The sequence below is a fragment of the Pseudomonas sp. PS02290 genome (assembly GCF_029960075.1).
Lineage (GTDB): Bacteria > Pseudomonadota > Gammaproteobacteria > Pseudomonadales > Pseudomonadaceae > Aquipseudomonas.
This window is the reverse complement of sequence record NZ_JASCOY010000045.1, coordinates 27991-44337: the sequence shown is the minus strand read 5'-3', so window position 1 is coordinate 44337 and position 16347 is coordinate 27991. Positions and strand designations below refer to the sequence as shown.

Annotated in this window: 14 protein-coding genes; 7 read left to right on the top strand and 7 right to left on the bottom strand. The window is 63.4% G+C overall.

Annotated features, from left to right (window positions below; all coding sequences use genetic code 11):
• Nucleotides 1-356 precede the first annotated feature (356 nt).
• Nucleotides 357-1208, top strand: coding sequence for a GNAT family N-acetyltransferase (locus QMX88_RS18505; protein WP_282371761.1), 852 nt, complete (start codon nucleotides 357-359; stop codon nucleotides 1206-1208).
• Between the two features lie 22 nt (nucleotides 1209-1230).
• Nucleotides 1231-1944 carry a cupin domain-containing protein gene (locus tag QMX88_RS18500; RefSeq protein WP_282371760.1) on the top strand — a complete coding sequence of 238 codons (714 nt, stop codon included), beginning with the start codon at nucleotides 1231-1233 and terminating at the stop codon, nucleotides 1942-1944.
• Between the two features lie 652 nt (nucleotides 1945-2596).
• Here the strand turns inward: QMX88_RS18500 and QMX88_RS18495 are convergent.
• A complete protein-coding gene (locus QMX88_RS18495) occupies nucleotides 2597-3481 on the bottom strand; it encodes a LysR family transcriptional regulator (protein WP_282371759.1) in 885 nt (294 codons plus the stop codon).
• A gap of 95 nt (nucleotides 3482-3576) precedes the next feature.
• On the opposite strand from QMX88_RS18495, the gene QMX88_RS18490 reads away from it, so the two are divergent.
• The 5 genes from QMX88_RS18490 to QMX88_RS18470 all read left to right on the top strand — a co-directional run bounded on the left by QMX88_RS18490 (nucleotide 3577) and on the right by QMX88_RS18470 (nucleotide 9396).
• Nucleotides 3577-4713, top strand: a complete 1137-nt coding sequence (locus tag QMX88_RS18490; protein ID WP_282371758.1) for a DSD1 family PLP-dependent enzyme — start codon at nucleotides 3577-3579, stop codon at nucleotides 4711-4713.
• A complete protein-coding gene (locus QMX88_RS18485; RefSeq protein ID WP_282371757.1) occupies nucleotides 4703-5137 on the top strand; it encodes a RidA family protein in 435 nt (144 codons plus the stop codon). The genes QMX88_RS18490 and QMX88_RS18485 overlap by 11 nt, the downstream gene beginning before the upstream one ends.
• Entirely contained in the window at nucleotides 5134-6315 is a 1182-nt protein-coding gene (locus tag QMX88_RS18480; RefSeq protein ID WP_192172700.1) for an NAD(P)/FAD-dependent oxidoreductase, read from the top strand. Before QMX88_RS18485 ends, QMX88_RS18480 begins: the two co-directional genes overlap by 4 nt.
• Nucleotides 6312-7157, top strand: coding sequence for a GNAT family N-acetyltransferase (locus tag QMX88_RS18475; RefSeq protein ID WP_282371756.1), 846 nt, complete (start codon nucleotides 6312-6314; stop codon nucleotides 7155-7157). The genes QMX88_RS18480 and QMX88_RS18475 overlap by 4 nt, the downstream gene beginning before the upstream one ends.
• A gap of 775 nt (nucleotides 7158-7932) precedes the next feature.
• Nucleotides 7933-9396, top strand: coding sequence for an aldehyde dehydrogenase family protein (locus QMX88_RS18470; protein WP_282371755.1), 1464 nt, complete (start codon nucleotides 7933-7935; stop codon nucleotides 9394-9396).
• Between the two features lie 238 nt (nucleotides 9397-9634).
• On the opposite strand, the gene pepN is transcribed toward QMX88_RS18470, so the two are convergent.
• The 6 genes from pepN to QMX88_RS18440 are packed head-to-tail and all read right to left on the bottom strand — an operon-like array spanning nucleotide 9635 to nucleotide 16208.
• Nucleotides 9635-12331 carry an aminopeptidase N gene (pepN, locus tag QMX88_RS18465; RefSeq protein WP_282371754.1) on the bottom strand — a complete coding sequence of 899 codons (2697 nt, stop codon included), beginning with the start codon at nucleotides 12329-12331 and terminating at the stop codon, nucleotides 9635-9637.
• 29 nt (nucleotides 12332-12360) lie between these two features.
• Nucleotides 12361-13191 carry a DUF2797 domain-containing protein gene (locus tag QMX88_RS18460; RefSeq protein ID WP_282371753.1) on the bottom strand — a complete coding sequence of 277 codons (831 nt, stop codon included), beginning with the start codon at nucleotides 13189-13191 and terminating at the stop codon, nucleotides 12361-12363.
• Nucleotides 13188-13448: a YeaC family protein gene (locus QMX88_RS18455; RefSeq protein ID WP_074888021.1), complete on the bottom strand. Its 261-nt coding sequence runs from the start codon at nucleotides 13446-13448 to the stop codon at nucleotides 13188-13190. Before QMX88_RS18455 ends, QMX88_RS18460 begins: the two co-directional genes overlap by 4 nt.
• Before the next feature lie 29 nt (nucleotides 13449-13477).
• Nucleotides 13478-14350, bottom strand: coding sequence for a rhomboid family intramembrane serine protease (locus tag QMX88_RS18450; RefSeq protein ID WP_282371752.1), 873 nt, complete (start codon nucleotides 14348-14350; stop codon nucleotides 13478-13480).
• Entirely contained in the window at nucleotides 14347-15318 is a 972-nt protein-coding gene (locus tag QMX88_RS18445) for a metallophosphoesterase (protein WP_282371751.1), read from the bottom strand. Before QMX88_RS18445 ends, QMX88_RS18450 begins: the two co-directional genes overlap by 4 nt.
• Nucleotides 15318-16208 carry an NAD(+) kinase gene (locus tag QMX88_RS18440; protein WP_037011709.1) on the bottom strand — a complete coding sequence of 297 codons (891 nt, stop codon included), beginning with the start codon at nucleotides 16206-16208 and terminating at the stop codon, nucleotides 15318-15320. Before QMX88_RS18440 ends, QMX88_RS18445 begins: the two co-directional genes overlap by 1 nt.
• Between the last annotated feature and the right edge of the window lie 139 nt (nucleotides 16209-16347).

The following is a 16347-nucleotide window of genomic DNA, read 5'->3' as shown; positions in this document are numbered from 1 at the left end:
TAATGTGGCGTGCGGATCTTTAGTGTGATCGTTCCCCCGCTCCGCGTGGAAATGCATCCCGTGACGCTCTGCGTCACCTACTCAGGCATGGGACGCGGAGCGCCCGGGGCGGCATTCCCACGCGGAGCGTGGGAACGATCATGGTGCGGCGTGGGGAGAATCATCAGCGCTAAAAGCGATCCAATCCGCCCGTGGCATTTGCTGCCGCCCTCGCCCCGGATTTAAGTACGAAGTAGGGTCCCGTCTCCCGGGGCGCGACGAATCTGCCGAATATCCCGAGCCCTCTTGTCAGCCCTCACATCAGGTGGGATACAGGCGTTCAGTCCCACTTGAATAACGCATAACGGAGCCTCGCCATGTCCGCCCTGCCGCACCCTTCTTATACCTATCGCCCCATGACCGTGGCCGACCTGACCGCCGCCCATGACTTGTCAGTGCAACTGAAATGGCCCCATCGCCTGGACGACTGGGCGATGCTGCACCGGGTCAGCGACGGCTTCGTGGTGATGGATGGCGGCCGCCTGATCGGCAGTGCCTTTGTCTGCCCTCAGGGTGATTTCGCGACCATCGGCCTGGTGATCGTCAGCAACGATTACCAGGGCCAGGGCATCGGCCGCCGCTTGATGGAGAGGGCCCTCGCCGCGTGCGAGCCGCGCACGCCGATTCTTAACGCCACCGTCGCCGGCAAGCCGTTGTATGCCAGCCAGGGTTTCGTCGAATTCGGCCGGGTGCAGCAGCATCAGGGGCAGGCCATTGTGCCGGCGCTGGTGGAGCTGGCTGACGGTGAAACCTGCCGCGCCCTCACTGCCGACGATCACGCCGCCCTGCTCGCCCTCGCCAAAGCCGCCAGCGGCCTGGACCGCAGCGACGTGCTGCGCGATCTGCAGGTGGAGCACGCCGTGGGCATCGAGCGTGACGGTCAGCTGCGCGGTTTCGCCCTGCTGCGGCCGTTCGGGCGCGGGCGCTGCATCGGGCCGGTGGTGGCGGAAAACATCCATCAGGCCCAGCACCTGATCGGTGTGTTGCTTGCGCAGGTGCCGGACACTTTTGTGCGCATCGACATCCCCGTGGCCTGCGGCCTGAGCGACTGGCTGGAAACGGCGGGCCTGAAGAACATCGACACCGTGGTGCAGATGGCCCGAGGCACGCCGCCCGAGGCCAGCCAGGGCGTGCAACCTTTCGCGCTGATCACCCAAGCCATCGGCTGACTTTTTCAACGGAGCGCTAACCATGTCATCTCCCGGTATTTTGCTGTTGGCGCGCGCTGATGGCAGCGGCGTTGCGACGTCTTTCAACTCGGCGCCATTGGGCGCCCTTGACCCCTTTGCCGAAGCGCGACAGGTGGCGTGGCGCGGCGACGACGGGGTGTCGGCCGGGCTGGTGCGGTTCACCGGCGACGCGTTGATCGAGGACTTTCCCTACAGCGAGACGCTGGTGGTGCACGCCGGCCATGTGGTGTTGAGCAGCGCGGAGCAGACGCTGGAGTTGGGCGTCGGTGACAGTGCGGTGATTGGCCGTGGCAGTCGCGTGGCGTTGCATGCCAGCACTGGCAGCGAGTGGGCGTTTTGTGCGGTGGATGTGGAGGGTGCGCCGGCGCGTCCCGGTTTGACGCTGTTGCCGGCGCATACGTGGCTGGAGCCGTCTGCGACGCTGGAGCCGCCGATTTTGGTCGGGCCTGCGCCGCAGTGTCGGGCGTTGAGTCTGTTCGAGGATGAGGTGACGGCGTTGAAGGTGGGGATCTGGGATTCGACGCCGTATCAGCGCCATGGTCGTGCACATCGGTTGCATGAGTTGATGCATCTGTTGGAGGGGAGTGTGACGCTGGCCGATGATGAGGGCGGTGAGGTGACGGTTAATCCGGGGGATACGGTGTTTGTGGTGAAGGGGGCGTTTTGTGCGTGGACCAGTACGGTTTATGTGCGCAAGGTCTATGCGGTGAAGTGATTTTTTTTAATCAAGATCAAGATCAAGATCAAGGGCGTCTGCCTGGGGGCAGACTGTTTCGCCTTCGGCGAGTTACTTGGAAAAGCACCCCAAGTAACCAAGGGTGCTTGCTCCTGGTTGGGCTCCTCCTCCGTCGGAGTACCCTCACTCCGACGACGCTCCGTGGGCCCGCGCCGAACGGACATCCATGTCCTGACGGCGCTCTCGCCGCATCCATGCGGCTCGGCCCACTGCGCGTCGTCTGCGTTCGGCCTGCACCCAAGTCGCGTTCTGCGGTGTCTGGGCTATTTGTGTTTGAAGATCAAAAGCGCTTAGTAGGACCGGCTTTAGCCGGGAAGCCTTTGATCTTGATCGTTCCCACGCTCTGCGTCTTGATCGTTCCCACGCTCTGCGTGGGAATGCATCCCCTGACGCTCCGCGTCACCGGTCTCACTGATGCAACGCGCGCTGTTAGTGGGACCGGCTTCAGCCGGGAAGAGGCCAGTCTGGACGACATCAATTTAGCAGTGTGACGCCTGACGCCTTCCCGGCTAAAGCCGGTCCTACAGGGCGCGCGGTGTTTTTTTGTGGGACCGGCTTTAGCCGGGAAGAGGCCAGTTGCAGCGCCGACGATGTTGCGGTGTAAAGCCTGCTTGCCGATCGAACTCGCCGTTCACACCTTCAACGCATCTTCCAGAAACGCCACTAACGCTTGCACCCTCGGGCTGCGCAGTTTGCGGGAGGGTACGAGGAGGTTGACGGGGGCGCTGTCGAAGTTCCAGTCGGCGAGGACGCGCACGAGGTTGCCGCTGGCGATGGCGTCGCTGACGTCCCATTGCGAGCGCAGGACCAGGCCCAGGCCTTGTTCGGCCCAGCGGCGGGCGACGCTGCCGTCGTTGGTCAGCAGGGCCGGTTCGACGCGCAGGGTTTTGCGGGCAGGGCCTTTGCGCAGGTGCCAGAGGGTGACGTCTTCGTCGTTCTCGCGGATGCAGATGCAGCGATGGGCGCTGAGTTGGTCCGGCGCGGTCGGTTCGCCGTGTTCTTGCAGGTAGGCCGGGCTTGCGCACAGCCAGCGTTCATTGGGGGACAGTTGCCGCGCGGTCCACAGGCTGTCGTTGAGGTGGCCGATGTGGATCACGGCGTCACTGTCGTGGCGATCCGGCCAGGGGGTTTCGCGCAGGTCCAGGTGCAGGCACAGCTGCGGATGCAGCCGGATGAAACGCGCCAGCAGCGGTGCCAGTCGCTGGCGTCCGAAACCGAAGGGCGCCGCCAGTCGCAGGGTGCCGACCAGTCTTTCGTCCTTTTGCCGGAAGGACTCTGGCAGCGCTTCGAGCTGTTCCAGCAACAGCGCGCTTTCCCGGGAGAAGCGTTCGCCATCGGCCGTCAGGCTCAGGCGGCGGGCGTCGCGGTTGGCCAGGGTCAGGCCCAGCAGGGTCTCCAGTTTACGCAGGCGCATGGACAGCGCCGGCGGCGAAACATTGAGCGCTCTGGCCGCCGCACTCAGGGACTCGGCACGGCTCAGGGCGACCGCCAGGCGCAGGTCTTCGATGGAGATCATTCACTTTTACTTAATGATTGATGAGACTGGATTGAACCACACCTTAACGGCAGCTGAGTAGAGTGCAGCCTGTCCCTCGCCACCCGAGTTCCGTCATGTCTACGCCGATCGCTTCTCTCGACACGCCCGCCGCGCTGGTGGACGTCCCGCGCATGCAGCGCAACATCCAGCGCATGCAGCAACGCATGGACAGCCTCGGCGTGCGGTTGCGTCCCCACGTCAAGACCAGCAAATGCCTGCCGGTGATTCAGGCGCAGATCGCGGCCGGCGCCAGCGGCGTGACGGTCTCGACCCTGAAGGAAGCCGAGCACTGTTTCAACCAGGGCATCAGCGACGTGTTGTATGCGGTCGCCATCGCGCCCGGCAAATTGGCCCAGGCACTGGCGCTGCGGCGGGCCGGCTGCCACCTGAGCGTACTCACCGACAGCGTTCAGGGCGCACAGGCCATCGTCGCGTTTGCGCAGGAGCACGACGAACGCTTCCGCGTCTGGATTGAGGTCGACTGCGACGGTCATCGTTCGGGCCTCGCCGCTGAAGACCCGGCACTCATCGACGTGGCGCGCATCCTCATCGACGGCGGCGTGCAGCTGCGCGGTGTGATGACCCACGCCGGTTCCAGCTACGAACTCGACAACCCGGAAGCCCTGCAGGCCCTCGCCGAGCAGGAGCGCGCCCTCTGCGTTCGCGCCGCTCAACGCATTCGTGACGCCGGGATGGCCTGCCCGGACGTCAGCATCGGCTCCACGCCCACTGCCCTCTCGGCCCTGAACCTGGATGGCGTGACGGAAGTGCGTGCTGGCGTTTATGTGTTCTTCGATCTGGTCATGCACAACATCGGCGTCTGCCAGGCCGACGAGTTGGCCCTGAGCGTGCTGACCACGGTGATCGGCCATCAGCAGGACAAGGGCTGGATCATCACCGACGCCGGCTGGATGGCCATGAGTCGTGATCGCGGCACCCAGCGTCAGCGCCATGATTTCGGTTACGGCCAGGTGTGCACCGAAACCGGCGAGTGGATCGAAGGGGCGTTGGTCACAGGCGCCAATCAGGAGCACGGGATCGTTACCTTGGGCGTCGCCGACAGTGCCGACCTCGCCACACGTTTCCCCATCGGCAGCCGCCTGCGCATCCTGCCCAACCACGCCTGCGCCACCGGCGCGCAGTTCCCGGACTATCACGCCCTCGACGCCGATGGCGCGGTGCACACCTGGAGTCGTCTGCATGGCTGGTGATCTCGAAATCATTCACACGCCCGACGCAGCGGCGCCGGGCGGACACTATTCCCAAGCAGTGGCTTACGGCGGCTTGCTGTACGTGTCCGGGCAGTTGCCGGTGCGCGCCAACGGCGAGCACAGCGCGGACCAACCGTTCGAGGTGCAGGCCTTGATTGCCCTCGACAACCTCATGGCGATCCTTGCACAAGCGGGTTTGAGCCCCAGCGATCTGCTGAAAGTGACGGTCTATGTCGTGGGCATTGAACACTGGCCGGCCTTTGACCAACTCTATGGGCGATACCTGGGTGAGCATCGACCCGCCCGCGCCGTGGTGCCGGTCCCGGTCTTGCATCACGGTTACCTGATCGAAATCGAAGCCGTGGCGCGTGACCTGCAACCCCGCGGCCTGCCAGCCCGTAACCTGCAAGAGGAGCCTTTATGAACCCGCAAAAAAGCGATGTGCTGGTGATCGGCGGGGGCGTCATGGGCGCCTCGTCGACGTTTTTTCTGCAACGGCGCGGCTGCTCGGTGACCCTGCTGGAACGCGACCAGATCGGTCAGTACGCCAGCGGCGTGAACTTCGGCAACGTCCGCCGCCAAGGGCGTTATCTGGGCCAGCTGGAACTGGCGAATCGGTCGTGGGGATTGTGGAAGCGCCTGCCGGAGTTGATCGACGACGACCTCGAATTCATCCCCAGCGGGCACATGCGCGTGTGTTATCGCGAGGACGAAATCGCCGAGCTGGAGGCCTATGCCGCTGCCCCGGAAGCCGAGCAACTGGACCTGAAAATCTATCGCGGCGCCGAGCTGCACAAGCGGTTCCCCTTCCTTGGCGCAGAGGTGAAAGGCGGCTCCTACGCGCCCCACGACGGTCACGCCAACCCGCGTCTGGCGGCACCCGCCTTTGCCCGCGCGGCTCGTCGGCTTGGCGCACGGATCGAAGAACGCACCGAGGTTGCCGATGTGCAAAAGGTCGGCGGCGTGTTTCACGTCACCACCACTGACGGGCAATTGTTTGTCGCCGAGCAGCTGTTGATCACCGCCGGCGCATGGGCGACCAGGCTGTCTCAACAGTTCGATGAACCCGTGCCCCTGGAACCCAACGGTCCGCAGATGTCGGTGACCGAGCCGGTGCCCTACGCATTGCCGACGGTAATCGGCGTATTCACCAAGATTAAGGAAGAGGTGATCTACTTTCGGCAGATCCCGCGCGGGAACATCATCATCGGCGGCGGCGCCCGTTGCGCGCCGGACATGGTCAACCGTCGGGCGTTTTTCAAGCCTGAAAGCCTGCTCAATCAGATGCGTCAGATGAAGCGGCTGGTTCCCGGCGCCGAGAAACTCAACATCATCCGCACCTGGAGCGGCATCGAAAGCTACACCCCGGACTCCCTGCCGGTGATGGGCCGCAGCGGCATGGTCGACGGGCTGTTTTACGCCTTCGGTTTCTGCGGCCATGGCTTTCAGCTCGGCCCTGGGGTCGGCGATGTGATGGCCGAACTGATCAGCACCGGCAGCACCAGCACGTCCATCAGCCCCTTCGACATTCGCCGGTTCACTCAGCCATCACTCGTACCGCAATTGGCGACCAGCCTTTTCAGCACAGGAAAACTCATATGAGCGACGCCTACGTTTATCGCATGGCGACGGCCGCCGACATGCCCGCCGCCCACGCGCTGTCCGTGCAGTTGAAGTGGCCCCATCGCGAGGCAGACTGGGCGATGGTGCAGCGCACGTCCGAGGGTTTCGTCGCTGAACATGACGGGCAATTGGTGGGGGTGGCGTTTGCCTGCCATCAGGGGGCTTATTCTTCCATCGGGCTGGTGATCGTCAGTGATCAGCACCGGAGCAAAGGCATTGGGCGCCGGTTGATGAACCTGTGCCTGGACGCCGCCGCGCCGCGCACGCCGATCCTCAATGCCACTGAATCAGGGGCGCCGCTCTATGTAAGCATGGGTTTCGTCGAATACGCGCGGATTCAGCAGCATCAGGGCGTGCCTCAGACGCCGCCTGTTCCGGCTGCGATGGGGGCTGGGCTTTGTCGCGAAGTAACCCAGGACGAATACCCGCAGGTGATCGAACTGGCCAACGCCGGCAGCGGGCTGGATCGCACGGCGGTCCTCAATGATCTGCTGCCGATGACGGAGTGTGTGGTGGGCGTCGAGGTGCACGGCCAACTGAAAGGCTGCGCCCTGCTCCGCTGTTTTGGTCGCGGGCATCTTATCGGGCCGGTGGTTGCGCAGAATCTGGAGCAGGCGCAACAGATGATCACGCACTTGCTGGACCTGATCCCCGGCGCGTTTGTGCGTTTCGATATTCTGGCTGATTGCGGGCTGGTGGATTGGCTGGAGGGTCTCGGCCTGCCATGCGTTGATCGCGCGCCCCGCATGGTGCTGGGCGAACCGCCGCGGTCACGGGATGGGATTGCCCAGTTTGCGATGGTGACCCAGGCGATTGGGTGAACGTTGCCAGGCGCGCCGCCATTTGTAGGACAGGCTTTAGCCAGGAAAGCGTAGGGCGCTACACCGAAAAATTGATGGCGCTCACACGGGCCTCTTCCCGGCTGAAGCCGGTCCTACAAAAACAGACCGCGTGCATTCAGGATATCCGGCATGACCCCGACTGTAGGACTGGCTTTAGCCGGGAAGACGTCGGGCGTCACTCCGCAAACTGATGTCGCTTACACGGGCCTCTTCCCGGCTGAAGCCGGTCCTACAAAAACAGACCGCGTGCATTCAGGATATCCGGCATGACCTCGACTGTAGGACTGGCTTTAGCCGGGAAGACGTCGGGCGTCACTCCGCAAAATTGTGGGTGCTCATGCGGGCCTCTTCCCGGCTGAAGCCGGTCCTACAAAAACAGACCGCGTGCATTCAAGATATCCGGCATGACCTCGACTGTAGGACTGGCTTTAGCCGGGAAGACGTCGGGCGTCACTCCGCAAAATTGTGGGTGCTCATGCGGGCCTCTTCCCGGCTGAAGCCGGTCCTACAAAAAACAAACCGCGTGTATCCCGCCAATGATGCAGCGCACGCCATCACCTGTAGGACCGGCTTTAGCCGGGAAAGCGTCAGGCGTTACACCGCAAAATTGATGGCGTACACATCGCCGGATTCAGCAGATTCTCCCTTGCAGACCGCAACAACGGCATCTTTTGCCTGGGCCGGTTTGTTAGCGTATCGAGACGTCAGGACTCGCTGTTCGCAGCACTTATCACCGCTCCAGGGAGCTAGCTGGATGACCTCACACTCTTCACACACCCACGGCCTTGAGCTGCACAACGCCGGGCAGTTTTACATCAATGGCGAGTGGACTTCCCCCGCGGTTCCGGCTCTTCTGCCGGTGATCAATCCCGCCACTGAAGAGGTGGTCGCCGAGGTCGCGCGGGGTTCGGCCGAAGACGTTGATCGAGCCGTCGCAGCAGCGCGCGCTGCCTTCCCCGGCTGGTCGGCAACGCCGGTGGTAGAACGCGCATCGATCCTGAGCAACATCCACGCGCTGATCCTTGAGCGTAAAGAGCCGCTGGCCCAGGCCCTGTCGCTGGAAATGGGCGCGGCCATCAGTTTCTCCCGCGCCATGCAGGTACCGCTGGCCGCCGAGCACGTGCGGGTGGCCCGGGATCTGCTGTCCACCTACCGCTTCCAGACCGTCGAAGGCAGCACCGCCATCGAGCGGGAAGCCATCGGCGTCTGCGGCCTGATCACGCCGTGGAATTGGCCGCTCTACCAGATCACCGCCAAAGTCGCGCCGGCCCTCGCCGCCGGTTGCACCGTGGTGTTGAAACCCAGCGAGCTGTCGCCGTTGAGCGCTTTGCTGTTCGCTCAACTGGTCCACGACGCCGGCCTGCCCCCCGGCGTGTTCAATCTGGTCAACGGCAGTGGTCCTGACGTCGGCGCCGCGATCGCCGCACACCCTGACATCGACATGATTTCCATCACCGGCTCAAATCGGGCCGGTGCCCTCGTCGCGCAAGCGGCGGCGGTGACGGTCAAACGCGTGACCCAGGAACTGGGCGGCAAGTCGCCGAACGTGATGCTGCCCGACGCTGACTTCGCCAAAGCCGTGCCGCTGGGGGTGCTGTCGGCCTTCCGCAACGTCGGCCAATCGTGCAGCGCGCCGACCCGGATGATCGTGCCCCGCGCCCGCCTCGCCGAAGTCGAAGCGCTGGCCGCCGACACCGCCAACGCGTTGATCGTCGGTGACCCGCAATCCCCCGACACCCAACTCGGCCCGATTGCCAACGAAGCCCAGTTCAGCCGCGTCCAGGCCATGATCCAGGCTGGCATCAGCGAAGGCGCGAAACTGCTGTGCGGCGGGCCGGGCCGCGTGGAAGGGTTTGAAAAAGGTTATTACACCAAGCCAACGGTGTTCTCCGAAGTGGGTTCGGCGATGCGCATCGCTCAGGAGGAAATCTTCGGCCCGGTGCTGTGCATCCTCGCCTACGACACCATCGACGAAGCCGTGACCATCGCCAACGACACCGTCTACGGTCTGGGCGCCCACGTGCAGGCGCAGGACCTCGAACTGGGCCGCGCCGTCGCCTCGCGCATCCGTGCCGGACAAGTCCACCTGAACCACCCGGCGTGGGATGCGATGGCGCCCTTCGGCGGCTACAAGCGCTCGGGCAACGGCCGGGAGTATGGGGTGATGGGGTTTGAGGAGTATCTCGAGACCAAGGCAATTATCGGTTTCAACGCCTGATCGCCAGCTGGCCGGGATCCTTGGACGTCGCAAATTGTGGGACCGGCTTCAGCCAGGAAGGCGTCATTCGTCACACCGCAAAATGGGTGGCGCACAAACCGGCCTCTTCCCGGCTAAAGCCAGTCCTACGAAGGCGTCGCGTGCAAGACAGCATCCGAAGCCGCTGAAACCAGGAATCAGCGCCCACAAAAAAGGGCTGTCCGCGCAAACGGACAGCCCTTTTCAACAACCGCCCGGTTTACGCCAGGCTTTTGCTCACCACTTCATACACGTCCGGCGACAGCGGGCCGGAGGCGAGGATGCGCTCCAGTTCCGCCTTCATCAGCGCTTGCCGCGCACTGTCGTACTTGCGCCAGCGGGTCAGTGGCGCCAGTTGGCGAGAGGCGATCTGCGGGTTGAAGCCGTTCAGCTCGATGACCAGATCGGCCAGGAAGCGATAGCCCGAACCGTCCGCCGCGTGGAAGTTGATCAGGTTCTGCCCGGCAAAGGCACCGATTAGGGCACGCACCTTGTTCGGGTTCTTCATCGTGAACGCCGGGTGCTGCATCAGCGCTTTCACCCGCTCCAGCCCGCCCGGCAAGGTGCTGCCGGCCTGTACGCTGAACCACTGATCCATGACCAGTGCGTTGTCCTTGAAGTTTTCCGCGAACACTTCCAGCGCCTTGGCCTTCTCTGCCTCGAACGGCGAGTTCACCAACACGGCCAGCGCGGTCAGCCGCTCGGTCATGTTGTCGGCCGTGTCGAACTGATCGATGGCGGCGGCCAGCACGTCCGGCTTGCCGGTCTGCATCAGGTACGACAGCGCGATGTTCTGCAAGGCACGGCGAGCGAAGTGCTCGGACGCAGCCACGTACGGCGTCTGCTTCGACAGCTCGCGGTTGGCCTGATAACGCTGCCACAGCGCGTCGCTCAGGTTGTCGGCCAATTGCTGACGGGCAAACTCCCGCGCGGCGTGGATGGCGTCGACGTCCGCCACTTCGCTGATCTCGATGAGGTACGCCTCGCCCGGCAGCGACAGCATTTCCGCGACCATGGCCTGATCCAGAGTCTCGTCCGTCAGCACCGTGTGCAGCGCGGTGATCAGACGCTGATCCATGACCAGCGGCTCGCCCTTCTGGTGCTGGGCGATCAGGTCCTGCAGCACCTGAACCGACAATTGCTGACCGGCATCCCAGCGGTTGAAGCCGTCGCTGTCGTGCTGCATCAGGAACATCAGCTGATCGCGGTTGTACGGGAAGCTCAGTTTCACCGGCGCCGAGAACCCGCGCAGCAGCGAAGGCAGCGGCTGCTCGGCGATGTCGATGAAGGTGAAGGTCTGCTCGGCTTCGGTCACCGACAGCACGCGGGAGGTATTCACCGCCGGTGCCTCGCCCTGCAGGCGCAGCGGAAGCTCCTGACCCTGAGCGTCCAGCAGGCCCATGGCGACCGGAATCACGAACGGCAGCTTCTGATCGCCCGGCTGGCCCGGCGTGGTCGGCGTGCTCTGACGGAAGGTCAGGCTGTAGGTCTTCGCGTCAGCGTCATAGGACTCGCTGACCGCCAGACGCGGCGTGCCGGCCTGGGAGTACCAGCGCTTGAACTGGGTGAAGTCGACACCGTTGGCGTCTTCCATGGCCTTGACGAAGTCGTCGCAGGTCACGGCCTGGCCGTCGTGGCGCTCGAAGAACAAGTCGCTGCCCTTGCGGAAACCTTCAACGCCCAACAGCGTGTGGATCATGCCGACCACTTCCGCGCCCTTCTCGTACACGGTCAGGGTGTAGAAGTTGGAAATCTCGATGAAGCTGTCGGGGCGCACGGCGTGGGCCATGGGGCCGGCGTCTTCGGCGAACTGGTGGGTGCGCAGGTAGGCGACGTCTTGAATGCGCTTGACCGTGGCCGAGTTCATGTCCGCCGAGAAGCCGGAATCACGGAACACCGTGAAGCCTTCTTTCAGCGACAGCTGGAACCAGTCGCGGCAGGTGACGCGGTTGCCGGTCCAGTTGTGGAAGTATTCGTGGGCAACGATCGCTTCCACGCGCTGGTGAGCAGCATCGGTGGCGGTTTCGGCGCGGGCCAGTACGGCGCTGGAGTTGAAGATGTTGAGGCCCTTGTTCTCCATGGCGCCCATGTTGAAGTCGTTGACGGCGACGATCATGAAGATGTCCAGATCGTATTCGCGGCCATAGACTTCTTCGTCCCAGCGCATGGACTTCTTCAGGCTGTCCATGGCGTGCTGGCATTTGTCGACGTTTTCCGGCTCGACGAAGATGCGCAGCGTGACCTTGCGCTGGCTCATGGTGGTGAAGGTGTCTTCGATGCACCACAAGTCACCGGCCACCAGCGCGAACAGGTAGGCCGGCTTCTTGAACGGGTCCTCCCAGGTTGCCCAGTGACGCTGGGTGTCATCGGAGGGGCCGGCGGCAATCAGGTTGCCGTTGGACAGCAGGATCGGGAAAGCCTGCTTGTTGGCGCTGACCGTCGTGGTGAATTTGCTCATCACGTCCGGGCGGTCGAGGTAATAGGTGATCTTGCGGAAGCCCTCGGCCTCGCACTGGGTGCAGAACATGCCACTGGATTTGTACAGGCCTTCCAGGGCGGTGTTGGTTTCCGGGTGGATCTTCACGGTGGTGTCGAGGGTGAAGGTCTCGGAGGTGGGCTGGACGGTCAGGCTGTCAGGGGTCAGCCGGTAGCCGTTCTGTGCAAGGTCGCCCTCGGACAGGTCGACATCCGCCAGCTTCACCGACAGCAGTTCAAGCTGCTGGCCGTCGAGTTCCAGCGGTGGCAAGGCCGCGCCCTGGGCAAGCGCGGCGCGCTCCGGGTTGCGGCGCATCACCAGCTGCGCGTGCACCAGCGAGTGGTCGTCGAACAATTCGAATGTCAGGTGGGTCTCGTCAATGAGGTACTCAGGCGCCTGATAATCCTTCAGGTAAATCATTTTGGGCTGGTCGGTGCGCATGCGGTTGTCCCTTCTTCTGCTAATACGGGCTACTGATGCACGGCGAGTTGATACGCCGTGTATTTGCGAATATTGATCACGCCGGTGTCGAAGATCAGGTACTGCCCTTTGACGCCCAGCAGGGTGCCTTCGGCGATCGGATCCTTGTCCAGATTGAAGCTGACGATCTTGGTCGGATAGGCCTCTACCGGGTATCGAATCTCGATGGGCTCGACATCGTTCATCACCTGAATGGCCTGCAGGCCAAAGCGCATCTGCAGCGCGACCAGGCCTTCGGCGCAGGAGTCGAACAGTTGCTGACGAATCGCCGCCAGATCAACCGCCGGTGCGTCGCCCTTGAGCAGCGCGCGCCAGTTGGTGCGGTCGGCCACCTGGCTGCGGAACAGGTCTTCGACGAAACCGGACTGCTGGCGCGTGGCGCAACGCACGATCGGCAACGCCTGACTGGCGCCCTGATCCAGCCAGCGGGTGGGCAGCTGGGTGGCGCGGGTGATGCCGACTTTGACGCCCGACGAGTTGGCCAGATAGACCACGTGATCGGTCATGCAGAACTGCTCGCCCCACGCCGGATCGCGGCAGGTGCCATGCTCGTGATGGCAGCGCTCGGGGCTCATGATGCACAGGTCGCACTGCGCCAGCTTGAGCATGCACGGGTAGCAATAGCCCTGGCTGTAGCTGGTTTTGGTGCGCTTGCCGCAATGGCTGCAATGAATCGCACCCAGAAACTCAAGGCGCACGGTCTTGCCGATCAGTGGATTGACCGGGATCTGTGAATCACCCAGCCGGAACGCGTATTCCACCCGCGAGGCCTCAAGCCGCGCGGACATTTTGTTGACGGAGCCTCTGCCGATTTCAATCAATGAATGGAGTCCGATTTGAACAGGATATTGGGCACCGGCGCCGACTTCGAGGCGCACTCTTGCGGGCCCATGTAGCCGATGCGCTGGTCCTCGGGCACGTTGCGCACTTCCCAGGCAATCAACGCCTGCAGCGACAGCTCACGTTGCTCCTGGGTCAGCTTGCGGCCGTCGGACCATTTGCCGATTTCCACCGCCAGCTTCAGGCTTTCGTAGACGTCCGGGGTGATGTTTTCGATCATTTCGACAAAAGAGGACATTGGGTTCTCCCAGAATGTAGCGGGCAATTTTAGTGCTTGCGGCGGGCCAGTGCACCGCCCACAAGACCTGTAGCACAACCGATGATCAGTCCGCCGACATGAGCGCCGTTGGCGATTTCGCCAAACCCGAACGCACCGACGACGCCGGACAGGCAGACCACCAGCCAGATCAGCATCATCCCCAGAACACCCCGTGGTAAACGATACATGGGGTTGGGGGCGAGCAATTGAAAGATCCAGCAATGGCCGAGCAAGCCATAAAGTACCCCGGACAGGCCGCCGAACAGGCTCGGGCCGCTCCAGAAATACTGGACGTAATTTGAAAACGCGCTGAACGCCAGGGTCAGCCCGAGCAATTGCCAACCGCCCTGGCGCATTTCGATGCGCCGACCCAGTTCCCAGAACCACAGCGCGTTCATCACCAGGTGCAGCAGGCCGAAGTGAATCAGCATCGGCGTGACGACCCGCCACCACTGCCCTGCCCCCAGGGACGTTTCCACCGGCAGGAAGCGGATGTACTCGCCGTTGACGCGGAAGTCGTTGAAGGTCAGCCAGCTCAAGGCCTCGAAGTTGTCGCCGAGCAACGTGACGCCAGCGACGATCAGGCACAGCAGCAAGATCACGCTGGTCACCGGGCTGCTGCGCACTTGCACCAGCGGGCTCGGCCTGCTCACGGCCACGACTTCGCGGCCCGGCGGCAACTGCGCGGTCGGGTCGCCTTCGGGGTATTGCTGATACAGCTGGCGGATGTCATCGGCCAGTTGTGGCGCATCGGGCACCCACAGCACTTGCTCGCCGGCCTCTTCGCTGACCCGATGGGGCACGTTGAGGCGCCGTAGCAACTCGACAAAACCGCTCAGGTCGGTTTGAAGCGGCAGGCGTAAGACAGCAACCGGACTCATTGACCTATCTCCGGTCGGGTAACGTCCACCCAGACGAACTTGTCCGGGTCGATCTGTATTTCCTGATCCAGCCGGTAGGCGACCAGCTTGCCGTAGAGCACGGCACTGTAGTCGAGGCAGGCCAGGTTGGGGCGGATCGGTGCGGGAATGCCGCTGCGCCAGTAGTGACCGACGAACAACAGCGGCTCATCGGCGCCGTACCGCAGCAGCGCGTTTTTCTCGCTGGGGGACAGCGGCCGACGGGCCACGGGCTCCGGCAGCGCGTCAGGCTGGAACACCACGTCGCCGTAGGTCTGCGGGTCGTCTTCCCAGAATTTGGTGCGGAACGAGGCGCGGGTCAGGCCGTCGCCGCCGGTCAGGGTCATGCCGTGGGGCAGGCGCATGTCGGTGCCGCGCAGCAGCCGATCAAACACCGCGCTGGCAAAACTGCCCGGCTCCGCCGAGGCCTGCACGAAGGCCTGATCGATGCGGCCGTCGCCGTAAACGCTGCGCAAAGGCGCGATCAGGCTGGCATCCCAACAGGCGTGGACGACACGAAAGCGCTCGGCGTCGATGAACAGCGGCAACTGATAAAACCATTTGAGAAAGTCATTCCAGTCACCGGGGTGCTGCTCGAACTGCGCCAGGGTTTCGCCCAGCAGGCGGGCATGGCGCGGCGTGTGTTCGCGCACCCACTCATGGCCGCTGTCGGGCGGCGCCGGCGTGCTCCAGCCCAGCGCGTTGAATTCATGGTTGCCCATGATGCAGAACGCCTGGCCGGCCTCGACCATGTCACGGACGATGTGCAGCGCTTCGCGAATGTGCGGGCCGCGGTCGATGATGTCGCCCAGGAACACGGCGATGCGCTCAGGGTGGCGCCAGACGCCGGCCTGAAAGCGGTAACCAAGGGTGGCGAGCAAGTGCTCAAGGGTCTGGGCACAACCATGCACGTCACCGATCAGATCGTAGCCACGCGCGGGATCGAGCATCAGTCGCTCCCGCCGCCAAGCCGACTGCCCCAACCGAGTTTGGTCCGGCAGACTTCGTAGTAGTTGTGGTCGAGGGGGTGAATGAGGCGCAGCTTCTGCGGCTTCTTTTTCACGGTCACGGTGTCACCCGGCGCGCAGGTGAAGTGGTTCTGGCCATCGCAGGAAACCTGTGGGTAGATCGTCATGTCCTTTGAGACAACGATTTTCAGCTCACTGTTTCCATCGACGACAATCGGCCTGCCGGACAGCGTGTGCGGGTACATCGGCACGATGACGATAGCGTCGAGCTTGGGGTGCATGATCGGGCCGCCCGCCGACAGCGCGTAGGCCGTGGAGCCGGTCGGGGTGGCGACGATCAGGCCGTCGGCCTTCTGGCTGCAGACGAACTGGCCGTCGATGTAGATTTCGAACTCGATCATCCGCGTGGACTTGCCAGGGTGCAACACCACGTCGTTGAGGGCGTCGCCCTGGCCGATCGCTTCGCCATGGCGGCGCACTTCGGCCTGCAGCAGGAAACGGTTTTCCACCAGATAGTGGCCGTCGAGCACTTCGGCGACTTTGACTTCCAGCTCATCGGGGCGAATGTCGGTCAGGAACCCCAGACTGCCGCGGTTGATGCCCAGCACCGGCACGTTGTGCTTGGCCAGCGCACGGGCAGCGCCGAGCAGACTGCCGTCGCCGCCGACGACGATGACCATGTCGCAGACTTCGCCGAGCATCTTGCGCGAAGAGGTCTGCAAACCGTGGCCAGGCAGGACCTCGGCAATGGCGTCTTCGAGGATCACATGCAGGTGCCGGGATATCAGGAATTTCTTGAGTCGGCGAACGGTCTCCACCACCTGGGTACTGCCCAGGCGACCAATGATGCCGATATTTCGAAATTGCTCCATGGGGCTCCCGCAGGCTTGATGCGTGTAAAGAACGCGATTATGGGCGAAGGGGTCGGGGGCGGCAAATGGGCTCTCTGCGCGCAACCTCCGATCAGCGCCGTTCCATGGGTGCGAAATGTTTGGGTTGCATCCGAAGGCG